This is a genomic window from Inquilinus sp. NPDC058860 (genome assembly GCF_042743185.1).
In the GTDB taxonomy this organism is placed as follows: Bacteria; Pseudomonadota; Alphaproteobacteria; order DSM-16000; family Inquilinaceae; genus Inquilinus.
The window spans coordinates 124,380-138,354 of record NZ_JBHYMS010000015.1 but is presented as its reverse complement, the minus strand read 5'-3'; the positions used below and the strand labels follow the sequence as shown (position 1 = coordinate 138,354).

Annotated in this window: 14 protein-coding genes; 8 read left to right on the top strand and 6 right to left on the bottom strand. The window is 69.4% G+C overall.

All coding sequences use genetic code 11. The features are described 5' to 3' along the window. Nucleotides 1-176: 176 nt before the first annotated feature. From ACFW16_RS13240 to ACFW16_RS13230, 3 genes are all read left to right on the top strand, one after another. Nucleotides 177-464 (top strand): succinate dehydrogenase assembly factor 2, encoded by a 288-nt coding sequence (locus tag ACFW16_RS13240; RefSeq protein WP_380305578.1) that lies wholly within the window; start codon nt 177-179, stop codon nt 462-464. Continuing rightward, nucleotides 461-3,946 (top strand): transcription-repair coupling factor, encoded by a 3,486-nt coding sequence (gene mfd, locus ACFW16_RS13235; RefSeq protein ID WP_380305576.1) that lies wholly within the window; start codon nt 461-463, stop codon nt 3,944-3,946. The genes ACFW16_RS13240 and mfd overlap by 4 nt, the downstream gene beginning before the upstream one ends. Before the next feature lie 82 nt (nt 3,947-4,028). Continuing rightward, the gene (locus ACFW16_RS13230) at nt 4,029-4,220 is read left to right on the top strand and encodes a hypothetical protein (protein WP_380305574.1); all 192 of its coding nucleotides are present in this window, start codon (nt 4,029-4,031) and stop codon (nt 4,218-4,220) included. Nucleotides 4,221-4,278: 58 nt separating this feature from the next. Here ACFW16_RS13230 and ACFW16_RS13225 read toward each other — a convergent pair whose 3' ends face one another. From ACFW16_RS13225 to ACFW16_RS13215, 3 genes are read right to left on the bottom strand one after another with little or no spacing between them, the layout of a single operon-like run. Continuing rightward, nucleotides 4,279-4,935, bottom strand: a complete 657-nt coding sequence (locus ACFW16_RS13225; protein WP_380305572.1) for a DsbA family protein — start codon at nt 4,933-4,935, stop codon at nt 4,279-4,281. Continuing rightward, nucleotides 4,936-5,178 carry a hypothetical protein gene (locus ACFW16_RS13220; RefSeq protein ID WP_380305570.1) on the bottom strand — a complete coding sequence of 81 codons (243 nt, stop codon included), beginning with the start codon at nt 5,176-5,178 and terminating at the stop codon, nt 4,936-4,938. A gap of 8 nt (nt 5,179-5,186) precedes the next feature. Then, nucleotides 5,187-5,678 (bottom strand): hypothetical protein, encoded by a 492-nt coding sequence (locus ACFW16_RS13215; RefSeq protein WP_380305568.1) that lies wholly within the window; start codon nt 5,676-5,678, stop codon nt 5,187-5,189. A gap of 189 nt (nt 5,679-5,867) precedes the next feature. Between ACFW16_RS13215 and ACFW16_RS13210 the strand changes: the two genes are divergently transcribed. Together ACFW16_RS13210 and ACFW16_RS13205 are read left to right on the top strand one after the other, a co-directional pair. Then, nucleotides 5,868-6,572 (top strand): B12-binding domain-containing protein, encoded by a 705-nt coding sequence (locus ACFW16_RS13210; RefSeq protein ID WP_342237032.1) that lies wholly within the window; start codon nt 5,868-5,870, stop codon nt 6,570-6,572. 32 nt (nt 6,573-6,604) lie between these two features. Further along, on the top strand, nt 6,605-7,237 hold the full coding sequence (locus tag ACFW16_RS13205; RefSeq protein WP_380305565.1) for a DUF1638 domain-containing protein: 633 nt from the start codon (nt 6,605-6,607) through the stop codon (nt 7,235-7,237). Between the two features lie 78 nt (nt 7,238-7,315). Here ACFW16_RS13205 and ACFW16_RS13200 read toward each other — a convergent pair whose 3' ends face one another. Beyond that, nucleotides 7,316-7,567 carry a hypothetical protein gene (locus tag ACFW16_RS13200; protein WP_380305563.1) on the bottom strand — a complete coding sequence of 84 codons (252 nt, stop codon included), beginning with the start codon at nt 7,565-7,567 and terminating at the stop codon, nt 7,316-7,318. A gap of 97 nt (nt 7,568-7,664) precedes the next feature. Between ACFW16_RS13200 and ACFW16_RS13195 the strand changes: the two genes are divergently transcribed. The 3 genes from ACFW16_RS13195 (at nt 7,665) to ACFW16_RS13185 (ending at nt 11,100) form a co-directional block, all read left to right on the top strand. Continuing rightward, the gene (locus ACFW16_RS13195; protein ID WP_380305561.1) at nt 7,665-7,967 is read left to right on the top strand and encodes a virulence factor; all 303 of its coding nucleotides are present in this window, start codon (nt 7,665-7,667) and stop codon (nt 7,965-7,967) included. Between the two features lie 96 nt (nt 7,968-8,063). After that, nucleotides 8,064-8,978: a methyltetrahydrofolate cobalamin methyltransferase gene (locus ACFW16_RS13190; protein WP_380305559.1), complete on the top strand. Its 915-nt coding sequence runs from the start codon at nt 8,064-8,066 to the stop codon at nt 8,976-8,978. After that, complete coding sequence (locus ACFW16_RS13185; protein ID WP_380305557.1) at nt 8,941-11,100, top strand: ASKHA domain-containing protein; 2,160 nt, start codon at nt 8,941-8,943, stop codon at nt 11,098-11,100. Before ACFW16_RS13190 ends, ACFW16_RS13185 begins: the two co-directional genes overlap by 38 nt. A 3-nt stretch (nt 11,101-11,103) precedes the next feature. Here the strand turns inward: ACFW16_RS13185 and ACFW16_RS13180 are convergent, their stop codons facing one another. Further along, nucleotides 11,104-12,777 carry an ABC transporter permease gene (locus tag ACFW16_RS13180; protein WP_380305555.1) on the bottom strand — a complete coding sequence of 558 codons (1,674 nt, stop codon included), beginning with the start codon at nt 12,775-12,777 and terminating at the stop codon, nt 11,104-11,106. Between the two features lie 46 nt (nt 12,778-12,823). Next, nucleotides 12,824-13,846, bottom strand: coding sequence for a Fe(3+) ABC transporter substrate-binding protein (locus ACFW16_RS13175; protein WP_380305553.1), 1,023 nt, complete (start codon nt 13,844-13,846; stop codon nt 12,824-12,826). Nucleotides 13,847-13,975: the final 129 nt, after the last annotated feature.

Here is a 13,975-nt window from a genome sequence, read left to right as displayed (position 1 = left end):
GCGACGCCCCCTGGCGCCTTCCGTGATCGGCCCTTCGGGTTGTGTTTCCAGCGGCCTGGGGCGCCGCCGGGGGCTCAACCGTATGTCGTTATACGCTTTTCACCCCCAGCGGCGCCCCAGGCCGCTGGAAACGCAACGCAGACCATACCCAGGGCGGGAGAGGCGGGTTGAGCCCAATGACCGAGCCGACCGATAGCGACGCTGTCGCGCCGCTGCGGCGTCGCCTGCGCTTCCGCAGCTGGCACCGCGGCACCCGTGAAGCCGACCTGCTGCTCGGCGGCTTCGCCGATGCCGTGCTGGACCGACTCGACGCGGACCAGCTCGCCCGCTACGGCGAGTTGCTGGAGAACAACGATCCCGATCTGTGGGATTGGGTGACCGGGCGCGTGCCGGTCCCGGCCGACAGCGACAGCGACGTCCTGCGGCTGCTGATCGACCATGCCCGGTCGCGGGGGCGCGCATGAGCGCCCTGGCCGAACCCGTCGCCACGCGGGCCTTGGCGCGCCACCGTACCATCGGCGGCGTGCCGCAGGGCCAGGATGCGCGGCTGATCGCCGAGCTGGCGCGCAAGGCCGGCGACAAGGGCCTGCTGCACGTCGCCAGCGACGACGCCCGGCTGCCGGCGCTGGAGGCGGCGCTGGCCTTCTTCGCGCCCGACCTGGCGGTCGTGGTGCTGCCGCCCTGGGACTGCCTGCCCTATGACCGCGTCTCGCCGAATCCGGAGACGGTGGCGGAGCGCGTCGACGCGCTGACCCGCCTGCTGCTGCCGCGCGAGCCCGGGCGGGCCTTCGTCGTGCTGACCACGATCGGCGCTGCGATGCAGCGGGTGCCGCCACGCGATGCCTTCGCCGAGGCCAGCCTGTCGGTCGCGCCGGGGCAGCGGGTGGATCTGGAAGGGCTGCAGGCGTTCCTGGCCCGCAACGGCTACGTCCGGGCGCAGACCGTGCGCGAACCGGGCGAGTTCGCCGTCCGCGGCGGCATCGTTGACCTGTTCCCGCCGGGGACGGAGGAGCCGCTGCGGCTCGACCTGTTCGGCGACGAGCTGGAGAAGATCCGCCGCTTCGACCCGATGTCGCAGCGGACCACCGGCGAGGTCGAGCGGATCACGCTGAAGCCGATGGGCGAGGTGTTCCTCGACTCCGCCTCGATCGCCCGGTTCCGCAGCGGCTATCGCGAGCTGTTCGGCGCCATCAACGACGACGACCCGCTGTACGAAGCGGTGTCGGCCGGGCGCAAGCAGGCCGGGATGGAGCATTGGCTGCCGCTGTTCCACGACCATCTCGACACGGTCTTCGATTACCTGCCCGACGCCTCGGTCACGCTCGACCACCAGCTGGAGCAGGCGCGCGACCAGCGCCTGGCCCAGATCGCCGATTTCTACGAGGCACGGCTGACCCACCAGGCGGCGCAGAAGAAGGCCAAGGGCGTGCCCTACCGGCCGATCCCGCCCGATCGCCTGTATCTCGACGTGGCGGAATGGGATACCTGCCTTGCAGGCCGGCCGGTGGCCGACTTCTCGCCCTTCGCCCCGCCGGAGGGCGGCACCGACGCCGGCGGACGGCGCGGGCACGATTTCGCGGAGGCCCGAGCCAATCCCGAGGTCAATCTCTACGCCGCGGTGCGGAATCACATCGGCGAGCTGAAGACCGCCGGCAAGCGCGTGCTGATCGCCGGCTACACCCCCGGCGCCCGCGACCGGCTGCGCTCGATGCTGTCGGAGCAGGGCCGCGCCGACTTCGCCGTGGCCGAGAGCTGGGCCGGGGTGGAGAAGACCAACCCGGCCAGCGCCGTGATGGTTGTGCTGCCGCTGGAGCACGGCTTCGCCGCGCCGGACCTTGCCGTGATCACCGAGCAGGACATCCTCGGCGACCGGCTGACCCGGCCGCAGAAGAAGCGCCGCAAATCCGAGCAGTTCATCGCCGAGGTCTCGGCCCTGGCGGCGGGCGACATCGTGGTCCACCAGGACCACGGCATCGGCCGCTACGAGGGGCTGGAGACGCTGACCGTAGGCGGCGCGGCGCATGACTGCCTGCGCATCGTCTATGACGGCGGCGACAAGCTGTTCGTGCCGGTCGAGAACATCGAGGTGCTGTCGCGCTACGGCTCCGGCGACATGGCCGTGCAGCTCGACAAGCTGGGTGGCGCCGGCTGGCAGGCGCGGAAAGCGCGCGTCAAGAAGCGGCTGAAGGACATGGCGGAGGAGCTGATGCGGATCGCCGCCGCCCGCGCCCTGCGCACCACCGCGTCGCTGCCGCCGCCCGAGGGGCTGTACGAGGAGTTCGCGGCCCGCTTCCCCTACGCCGAGACTGAGGACCAGCAGCGCGCCATCGACGAGGTGCTGGACGACCTGCAGGCCGGTCGGCCGATGGACCGGCTGGTCTGCGGCGATGTCGGCTTCGGCAAGACCGAGGTGGCGCTGCGCGCCGCCTTCGCCGCCGCCGCCAACGGCGTGCAGGTGGCGGTGGTGGTGCCGACCACCCTCCTGGCCCGGCAGCATTTCCGCACCTTCTCCGAGCGCTTCAAAGGGCTGCCGCTGCGCGTCGCCCAACTGTCGCGCATGGTCACGCCGAAGGACGCGAAGCTGGTGCGGGACGAGCTGGCGGCCGGCACCATGGACATCGTCGTCGGTACCCACGCCATCCTGTCGAAGCAGGTGTCGTTCAAGAATCTCGGCCTCGTCATCGTCGACGAGGAGCAGCATTTCGGCGTGAAGCAGAAGGAGAAGCTGAAGGCGCTGCGCGAGGACGTGCATGTGCTGACGCTGACGGCAACGCCGATCCCGCGCACGCTGCAGATGTCGCTGTCCGGGGTGCGCGAGCTGTCGCTGATCACCACCCCGCCGATCGACCGGCTGGCGGTGCGCACCTTCGTCCTGCCCTTCGACCCGGTGATCATCCGCGAGGCGGTGCTGCGCGAGCATTTCCGCGGCGGCCAGACCTATTATGTCTGCCCGCGGATCGAGGATCTGGGCGAGGCGCACCAGACCTTGCTGGAGCTGGTGCCGGAGGTGAAGATCGCGGTCGCCCACGGCCAGATGCCGGCGACCCAGCTCGAGGAGGTGATGAGCGCCTTCTACGACGGGCAGTTCGACGTGCTGCTGGCCACGGCGATCGTCGAATCCGGCCTCGACGTGCCGTCGGCCAACACCATGGTGATCCACCGCGCCGACCTGTTCGGCCTGGCCCAGCTGTACCAGCTGCGCGGCCGCATCGGCCGGTCGAAGCTGCGCGGCTACGCCTATCTGACCTATGCCCCGCGCAAGGCGCTGAGCAAGACGGCGCAGCAGCGGCTGCACGTGATCGAGACGCTGGACACGCTGGGCGCCGGCTTCACCCTGGCCAGCCACGACATGGACATCCGCGGCGCCGGCAACCTCCTGGGCGAGGAACAGTCGGGCCATATCCGCGAGGTCGGGGCCGAGCTGTACCAGCAGATGCTGGACGAGGCGGTGCGCGCCGCCCGTGCCGGCATCAGCGCGGTCGAGGATCTGGTCGAGAGCTGGACGCCGCAGATCAATCTGGGCGTGCCGGTGCTGATCCCGGAGGAGTATGTCGCCGACCTGCAGGTGCGGCTCGACCTCTACCGCCGGATCTCGGCGCTGGAAGGCCAGGCGGAGCTGGACGGCTTCGCCGCCGAGCTGATCGACCGCTTCGGCGCCCTGCCGGAGGAGGTCGAGAACCTGCTGGAGCTGGTGGCGATCAAGCGCCTGTGCCGCGCCGCGGGGGTGGAGCGGCTGGATGCCGGGCCGAAGGGCGCGGTGATCGGCTTCCGCGACAACCGGTTCGCACGGCCGGACAAGCTGATCGGCTTCATCCAGCGCATGGCCGGGGCGATCAAGGTGCGGCCGGACCAGAAGCTGGTCTATGCCCGCGGCTGGGAAACACCGCAGGACCGGGTGGGCGGTGCCCGCAAGCTGGTGCAGCGCCTGGCCGATCTGGCGGGATAGGACCGCAGCGTAGGTTGGGTTCGCATCGCGAACCCAACACGCTCGCCCATATGCTACGCTCGGCCGATATGGGAGAGCTGGTATGCCGACACGCGACATCGGCCTGACGGATCATCTCTACGAATCCGTTCTCCAACGGCTGCGGGAGGCCGCCCGGATCGGCTTCGCTGATATCGAGGAAGGTCGATACATCGATATCGCGCCGGATGATCTGGAGAATTTCGTCGCCGAGATCGGCCGCCGCGCCAGCATCTCGCTGCGAAGCGCCGGGTAGCTGTCAGCGCAAACACTTGTTGGGTTCGCCGAGGCGAACCCAACCTACATCAGTGTTTTCACGCCCGCTCCGACAGCGGGGCGGAGACGGCATGCTCGCGGGCGAGGTCGAGCAGCGGCAGGAAGGCGCTCGGCTCCTGCGCGCCGGAGACGGCGTAGCGGCTGTCGAAGACGAAGCAGGGCACCGCCTGGATGCCGAGTTGCCGGGCGCGCAGGTCGGCGGCCTGGATCTCGGCCACGCCGATCTCGCTGGCCAGGACGCCCGCCACGCGCTTGCGGTCGAAACCGAGTTCCTCCGCGATCTCGACCAGGATCTCGCGGTTGCCGACATCCAGGCCGTGGACGAAATAGGCGGCGAACAGCGCGTCGACCATGCGGTCGGCCTCGCCCTGCCCACCGGCGTGGCGGATCAGCCGATGCGCCTCGACCGTGTTCGGGGTGCGGCGGATCACGCTCTGGTTCAGGGGCAGGCCTTCCTTGCCGGCGGCCTCGGCGACCACGGCGTTGATCTGCCGCATGCGCTCGCGTCCGCCGAACTTGGCGATCATGTAGCTCTGCCGGTCGACGCCCTGCTTCGGCATCTCCGGATTGAGCTGGAAGGGCTGCCAGCGGATCTCCAGCCCCGGCAGGGGCCGCATCGCCAGGGCGCGCTGCAGCCGGTGCTTGCCGATGTAGCACCAGGGGCAGACCACGTCGAAGAAGATGTCGATCCGCATTCACCCAGTATCCCGCGGGAGGCGGCGTTTGGGAATGGGATCGCCTTCCTGTGAAGTCGTGGCGGCATCCCGGTCTGCGATCTCCCCGGCCAGAAGGCCGATCGCGAGCGTGTTGCGCTCGGCCTCCTGCGCTTCATGGGCGGTCTTGGCCCGGCGGTCGCGCCGCAGCCGGTCCGCCTTCACGGCCCGCTCGACCCGCTCCGGGTCGCGCCGCCCGCCGCCGCGATTGCGCCAGTTCGGCATGGCCGTCCTCAGGACCGCTTCGGCTTGGTCTTGCCGGCGCCCACCCTGGTCTTCAGGATCTGGCGCGCGGCGCGGTACTCGGTGCGGAAGCGCAGCAACTGGCCGCAGAGGAAGGCGATGCGCCGCTTCAACTGCTGCTCCGGTGCCGTCTCGCCGCCCAGGATCCGGCCGTCGGCGGCGGTGACGAAATCGCGGATCGCCGCCTCGACCCCCGATGGTTCCAGGTTGTGCGCCAGCCGGTTGCGCAGGCGGTTCAGCTTCTCCGCCGCATCCAATATGCCGTCCAGCGCTTCGTTCTTGATCAGGGCGCGCGCGAACTGCGTCTTGGTGAAGAAGTTGATCTGCAGCCCCTCCAGCGCCTCCGGGTTGGGCAGCATCTCCTGCAGCAGGTTGTTGATCTCCTCCTCCAGCAGAAGGTGGCCCTTGAGGATGATCAGGGTGGCGTCGTCCGTCCGCGGGAAATGGCGGAGGAAGGTGAGCAGGGAGTCCTGGATATCCATGGCAACCGCGCGGCCGGAAGGAGCGGCATCATCCGGGGGGCGGCCGCGGGTGTCCAGCGCAACGATGCCGCTGGCCGCGCCGGCGTGTCGCCGCCTTCGCAGTCGGGGTCGGTTCCAGGCTAGCGGCGGCACCCGGCATCCCGGTTAATGCGAGCCGTGGCTAGTCAGCAGCCGGCGATCGAGGGCCCCATGGCGGATGACGATATCGACCTGAACGCGCTGAACGACGAGGAACTCGTCGAGCAGATGTGGGACGACCTCTATGACGGCCTCGCCGACGAGATCGTCGAGGGCGTCAACATCCTGCTCGCGCGCAAATGGACGCCCTATGACGTCCTGACCAAGGCGCTGGTCGAAGGCATGCGCATCGTCGGCATCGACTTCCGCGACGGCATCCTGTTCGTGCCCGAGGTGCTGCTGGCCGCCAACGCCATGAAGCGCGGCATGTTCGTGCTGCGGCCGCTGTTGGCCGAGACCGGGGCGCCCAAGGTTGGCAAGATGGTGATCGGCACGGTCAAGGGCGACATCCACGACATCGGCAAGAACCTGGTGTCGATGATGATGGAGGGCGCAGGCTTCGAGGTGATCGACCTCGGCATCAACAACCCGGTCGAGAACTACCTGAAGGCGATCGAGGAGCATCAGCCCGATATCGTCGGCATGTCCGCCCTGCTGACGACGACGATGCCCTATATGAAGGTGGTGATCGACACGTTGAAGGAGCAGGGGATCCGCGACGACTACGTGGTGCTCGTCGGCGGTGCGCCCCTGAACGAGGAATTCGCACGGGAAATCGGCGCCGACGCCTATTGCCGCGACGCGGCGGTGGCAGTGGAGACGGCCAAGGACTTCATGCGGCGCAAGCACAACCAGGCGAAGAGCGCGACGGCCTGAGGCCCCCAGTATCGTCGGCCGGGCGGTTCGGCGTGGCCGGGGTGGCCCCCGGCCCGGACCGGACGCTCTTGATCGCCTGTGGTGCCCTGGCGCGCGAGACGCTGGCCGTGATCCGCGCCAGCGGCATCGCGGACCGCGTCGCCGTCACCTGCCTGCCCGCCATCCTGCACAATCGGCCGGAGCGCATCGCCGACCGGCTGCGCCGGCGCATCCGCACCGCCCGCGCGATGGGCTGGAGCCGCATCCGCATCGCCTATGCCGATTGCGGCAGCGGCGGCGCCATCGACCGGGTGGCGGCAGAGGAGGGGGCCGAGCGGATCGGCGGCCCGCACTGCTACGCCTTCTTTGCCGGATCGGCCGATTTCGACCGGCTGATGGAGGAGGAGCCGGGCAGCTTCTTCCTGACCGACTATCTGGTCCGCCACTTCCAGGCCCTGATCGTCGAGGGCATGGGGCTGGACCGCCACCCGGAACTGCTGCCGATGATCTTCGGCAACTACCGCCGCCTGGTCTATCTGGCCCAGACCGAGAACCCGGCGCTGCAGGCTCAGGCCAAGGCCGCGGCGGAGCGGCTGGGGCTGGCCTATGAGTATCGGTTCACGGGCTATGGCGAGTTCGCGCAGTTCGTGGCGAGGTCGGCCAACCAACGGCAAGTGGATCCGTAGGTTGGGTTCGCTTTGCGAACCCAACATTTTCGGGAGTGCGAGCGGCACAATGTTGGGTTCGCGTCCCGCGAACCCAACCTATCTCTCATCGCGGCCTTCGCGTTGCAGTTCTTCCGCCGGGGTATGCCGGCGCTCTGCAGTCCGAGCGCGAAAGCGGGCGGCCCGCTCATCGAAACTCGATCCGTTCTCCAGGCCCTCGAAGAACATCTGCAACTCTTCATCGGTCTCGATGACGACGACTCGTCCGGCTGCGAGATCCCGTTCTCCCTTCGCCAACTCCGCCCTCAGCCGCTCCAGCTTTCGACGCGCCTCGCGATCATCGCCCTGCATCGCATCTCGCTCCCCGGCCGTCGGAAATAGGACGGTCGCTCCGTGAATTCCGATCAAATCATCTCATACAGCGTCCATCTATCCCACAGGACCTCCCATGCCGCAGCTCATCATCGTCTCCTGGCGCGACATCCCGAGCCAGGTCACCGCCAAGGCCGGCCGGCGCGACCAGGCCAAGGTGCTGCTGTCGCAGCGCTTCCAGGACGCCATCGACCACGCCGCCATGCGCGGCAAGGCGCGCGACGCCGACAGCTATCTCGAGGAATGGAAGAAGTCCGAGCCGGTCGAGTGCGGCGACGACCTGCAGGCCGAGGCCGAGGCGGCGGCAGCACGGATCGAGGCGGAATACGACGATGCCCGGCTGCGGGCCCTCGTGGAATCCGGCGGCATCGCGCCCTGACGCGCCTGCGGCAGGCGATGCCGCTGCAAGACGATCCCGGCGGGGGCGTTCCTCCTAGCCTCGATCCCACAGAACTCCAGCATCCGAAGGCAGGGCATGACGGACACAGTGGTGAGCTCGGCGACCAGGGAGATCGCCATCGGTTTCGAGCGGCCCTTCGTCATCATCGGCGAGCGGATCAACCCGACCGGCCGGAAGATCCTGGCCGAGGAGATGAAGAACGGCGACTACAGCCGGGTCCAGTCCGACGCGCTCGCCCAGGTCGCGGCCGGGGCCCAGATGCTGGACGTCAACGCCGGCATCCCGCTGGCGGACGAGCCGCGCATCCTGGCCGAATGCATCCAGCTGGTGCAGTCGATCACCGACGTGCCGCTGTCGATCGACAGCTCGATCGTTGCGGCGCTGGAGGCGGGGCTGGCCGTCTACAAGGGCAAGGCCCTGGTCAACTCCGTGACCGGTGAGGACGAGCGGCTGGAGACCGTGCTGCCGCTGGTCAAGAAGTACGGCGCCGCCGTCGTCGCCATCTCGAACGACGAGACCGGCATCTCCGAGAACCCGGACGTCCGCTTCGCCGTCGCCAAGAAGATCGTCGAGCGGGCGCGCGACCACGGCATCTCCTACGCCGACATCGTGGTCGACCCGCTGGTGATGCCGATCGGCGCCATCAACACCGCCGGGCGCCAGGTCTTCACCCTGGTCCGCCGGCTGCGCGAGGAGCTGAAGGTCAACACCACCTGCGGCGCCTCCAATGTCAGCTTCGGCATGCCGAACCGGCACGGGCTGAACGCCGCCTTCCTGACCATGGCGATTGGCGCCGGCATGACCTCGGCCATAACCAATCCGCTGCATGCGGAGAGCCTGCAGGCGGTGCTGGGCGCCGACACGATGATGGGGCACGATCCGCATTGTGCCCGCTGGATCCGCCAGTACCGCGAGCCGGCGGCCGAAGGCGCCGAGGCCGCGGGCGCGCGGGGTGGCCGCGAAGGGCGCCGGCGCCGGGCGGCGCAATGAGCATGACGGCGCGGTGCCTCGGCCGGGGTACCGCGAGGGTGACGGGTTGGCGATGAACATGATCGATCCCGGGCAGCCGCCCGGCCAGGATTCGACCCAGACCGCGCTGGTCGTCTTCACACCGTCCGGCCGGCGTGGCCGCTTCGCGCTGGGCACGCCGCTGCTGCAGGCGGCGCGGTCGCTCGGCGTCGATGTCGACAGCGTCTGCGGCGGCCGGTCGATCTGCGGCCGCTGCCAGGTCGAGATCGGCGACGGCCAGTTCGCCAAGCACGGCATCGAATCTCGGGCCTGCCACGCCTCGGAGGCCGGGGCGGCGGAGCTGCGCTATGCCGAGAAGCGCTCGCTGAAGCCGGGCCGGCGCCTGTCCTGCCAGACCATGATCCAGGGCGACCTCGTCATCGACGTGCCGCCCGAGAGCCAGGTGCACAAGCAGGTCGTCCGCAAGGATGCCGAGCACCGGGTCATCGAGGTCGATCCGCCGGTCAAGCTCTACTATGTCGAGGTGCGCGAGCCCGATATGCACGACCCCTCCGGCGACCTGCGCCGGTTGGAGGAGGCGCTGGCCGAGCAGTGGGGCATCACCGGTCTCGACTGCGACCTGCGCGTCGTGCAGCGGCTGCAGAAGGCGCTTCGGGCCCAGAGTGAGCAGGGCGGCGGCTGGACCTGCACCGTGGCGGTGCGCGAGCAGCGGGTGAAGCGCCTGCTGGCCGTCTGGCCCGGGTTCCGCGACAAGATCTACGGCCTGGCCTACGACGTCGGCTCCACCACCATCGCCTGCCATCTCTGCGACATCGAGACCGGCGAGGTCGTCGCTTCCGGCGGCGCCATGAACCCGCAGATCCGGTTCGGCGAGGATCTGATGAGCCGGGTCAGCTACATCATGATGAACCCGGGCGGCGACAAGGCGCTGACCGAGGCGGTGCGGGGCGCGTTGAACGATCTCGCCGCGCATGTCACCGCCCAGGCGGGGCTGGAGGTCGAGGACGTGCTGGAGGTGACGCTGGTCGGCAACCCGATCATGCATCACTTGGTGCTGGGCATCGACCCGATCGAGCTGGGCGGCGCGCCCTTCGCCCTGGCCACCGACCAGGCGATCAACATCTGGGCGACCGAGATCGACCTGAAGGTCCATCCCAACGCCCGGGTCTATGCGCTGCCCTGCATCGCCGGCCATGTCGGTGCCGACACCGCCGCGGTGATCCTGTCGGAGGAGCCGCACAAATCCGACGAGCTGCGGCTGATCGTCGATGTCGGCACCAATGCCGAGATCGTGCTCGGGAACAAGGATCGCCTGCTGGCCTGCTCCAGCCCCACCGGCCCGGCCTTCGAGGGCGCGCAGATCTCCTCCGGCCAGCGTGCCGCGCCGGGAGCGATCGAGCGGGTGCGGATCGACCGCGACACGCTGGAGCCGCGCTTCCGCATCATCGGCAGCGAGCTGTGGTCGGATGAGGAGGGCTTCGCCCAGAAGGTGCGCCGCACCGGCGTCACCGGCATCTGCGGCTCCGGCATCATCGAGGTGCTGGCCGAGATGTTCCTGGCCGGCATCATCACCCAGGACGGGGTGATCGACGGCGGCATGGCGGCGCGCAGCGACCGCATCGTCGCCGACGGCCGCACCTTCAGCTATGTCCTGCACCGCGATGGTGAGCGCGAGCTGCGCGTCACCCAGAACGACGTCCGCGCCATCCAGCTGGCCAAGGCCGCGCTCTACGCCGGCGTGCGCCTGCTGATGGACAAGCTCGGCGTCGACCATGTCGACCGCATCACCCTGGCCGGCGCCTTCGGCAGCCATATCGACGTGAAATACGCCATGGTGCTGGGGCTGATCCCGGATTGCGACCTGGCCAAGGTCGTGGCCGGCGGCAACGCCGCGGGCACCGGCGCCCGCATCGCCCTGGTCAGCCGCGCGGCCCGTGCCGAGATCGAGCAGGTGGTCCGCCGCGTCGAGAAGATCGAGACCGCGGTCGAGCCGATGTTCCAGCAGCACTTCGTCGAGGCGATGGCCTTGCCGCACAAGACCGCCGCCTTCCCGAACCTGGCCGCCGCGGTCCAATTGCCGGCCCCGAAGACGGTCGATGGCGGCGACGGCGAGGGAGGACGGCGCCGGCGCCGGCGCGGCTGAGGCCTACGCGCTGCGCCGCCCGATCCGGGCCAGCAGCACGACCGGCAGGATCCCGACCAGGACGATGGCCAGGGCGGCGATCGCCGCCTCCTCATAGGTGCCGCGTGCCGCCTCGCCGTAGAGATGCGTCGCCAGCGTCTCGACATTGAGCGGCCGCAGCAGCAGGGTCGCCGGCAGCTCCTTCATGCAGTCGACGAACACCAGAAGCCCGGCCGCGGCCAGCGCGGCCTTGGACAGCGGCAGATGCACGTGCCGGAAGGTGCCGGTCACGGTCTGGCCCAGGCTGCGGGCCGCCTGGTCGAAGGAGCGGGGAATGCGGCTGAAGCCGGCCTCGACCGCGCCGGTGGAGATTGCCAGGAACCGGGCGACATAGGCATAGACCAGGGCCGCGCCGGACCCGATCAGCAACAGGCCGGTGGAGACGCCGAGCCAGGCGGATGCCGTCCGGTCGATCACCTGGTCGAGGGCGGCGACCGGGACCAGGATGCCGATCGCGATCACCGTGCCCGGCATGGCGTAGCCGAGAGTCGAGAGCCGCTGCAGCGCGGCGGTGACGCGGCCCGGCCTCGATCGCTCCGTATAGGCGACGATCACGCCGAACAGCAGGACGGCGATGGTCGCGATCGCCGACAGGGCCACCGTGTTCGCCGCCTCGGACAGCAGCCGGTCGGAGATCCCGCTGAAGCGGAACCGTTTCCACGCCTCGACCGCGAGATGGAGGGCCGGGGCGGCGAAGCCGATCAGGACCGGAACCAGGCCCAGGGCCAGCGCCGCCAGGCCGGGGAGGAGGGGCAGCCGGTGCGGGGTGAAGGCGCGCATGCGCTGCGCCCCGGTCCAGTAGCGCTGCCGGCGGCGTGCCCAGCGCTCGATCACCACCAGGGCGACCACCAGAACCAGCATGGCCAGCGCGATCTGCGCCGCGCCGGGCAGGTCCGCGCGCGTCACCCAGGTGGTGTAGACCGAGATGGTCAGCGACCGGACGCCGAGGAACTCGGACGCGCCGATGTCGTTCAGCGTCTCCATCAGCGCCAGGCTCACCCCGACCGCGATGGCCGGCCGCGCCAGCGGCAGCGCCACCCGCCGGAACACTTGGCTGCGCCGGGTGCCGAGCGTGCGCGAGACCTCGACCAGGTTGGCCGCCTGGGTCAGGAACATCGCCCGGGTGGTGATGTAGACATAGGGGTACAGCACGAAGCCCAGCAGCACGATGCAGCCGGCCATCGACCGGATGTCGGGCAGCCGGAACTCGCGCGGGCTGGAATAGCCCAGGAGATCCCGGATCGCCCCCTGCACCACGCCCAGCGGGTGCAGGATGTCGAGATAGGCATAGGCGATGATGTAGGTCGGCACCGCCAGCGGCAGCAGCAGCGCCCATTCCAGCTGCCGGCGGCCCGGGAAGTCGTAGGCCGTCACCAGCCAGGCCGCCGAGGTGCCGATCACGGTGACCAGCACGCCGACCCCCAGCAGCAGCGTGACCGTCTGGCCCAGGGCCGGCGGCAGCACATAGGCGAGAAGATGCGGCCACAGCCCGCCCGAGCCCTGCAGCGCCTCCCAGGCCAGGGCCAGGACCGGCAGGGCCACCAGCCCGCCGATGATCGCGGCGGCCGACAGCCAGCGCCGTCCGGGCTGGCGCCGGGCGACGGTCAGGGCAGGGGCCTGCAGGATGGCTTGGGTCATCGTCGGGAGACGCCGGGCGCGGTCGGGGCCGCGCCCGGATCCTCGATCAGCCGTCGAAACCGACCTTCTCGGCCAGCTCGCTCGCCTGCTTGCGGTGCTTGACGATCTCCGTCAGCGGCACGGAATCGACCTTCAGCTCGCCGAAGGAGGCAATGATCGGGTCGGCCTGGGCGCCGGCCTTCACCGGATACTCGAAATTGGCCTCGGCATAGATCTTCTGGGCGTCGTCGGACACCAGGTACTCCAGCAGCTTCACCGCCTCGGCCTTGTTCGGCGAATGCTTGGCCAGGGCCGCGCCGCTGACATTCACCTGGGTGCCGCCGTCCTTGAAGGTCGGCAGGATCACCTTGATCGCATTGCCCCAGGCGACCTGCTCCTCGCCGCCCTTGCCGGAGCGCATCAGCCCGACATAGTAGGAATTGGCGATACCGATGTCGCAGATGCCGCCGAGGATGTCCTTGGCCACGTCGCGGTCGCCGCCGCCGGCCTTGCGCGCCAGGTTCGCCTTGACCCCGGTCAGCCAGGCCTCGGTCTTCTCGGCGCCGTAATGCGCGATGTAGTCGGCGAACAGCGCCGTGTTGTACGGGTGCTGGCCCGACCGTATGCAGACCTTGCCCTTCCACTTCGGGTCGGCCAGGTCCTCGTAGTTGAAGGCCGTCAGGTCGAGGTTCTTGTCGGCGTAGAGCAGGCGGGCGCGGACCGACAGCGAGACCCAGTGGTTGTTCGGGTCACGCAGCTGCGCCGGAACCGCGGCGGTCAGGACGCTGGACTCGATCGGCTGGGTGACGCCCTTGTCCACCAGATCGGCCAGGTTGCCGGCATCGACCGCCATCAGCAGGTCGGCGGGCGAGCTCTGCCCCTCGGCGGCGACCCGCTCGGCCAGCCCGTCCTTCAGGAAGACGGTGTTCACCTTGACGCCGCTCTTGGCGGTGTAGGCGTCGAGCAGCGGCTGGATCAGCCCCGGCTCGCGCGTCGTGTAGATGTTGATGTCGGCCGCGGCGGTGCCGGCGAAGCCAACCACGGCAACGCCCGCCACGAGCGCGAGCCGGAATACGGAAACGTCCCTCATCGTGCGACTCCCCCTGTGATCGTCCGGCCGGATTGGCGATCTGCGACCAAGACGCATTTGCCCCATCATACTGCGATCAAGACGCATTTGCTCCAACACAGATGAATTCGCGTCGTCAAGCCGCTTGGT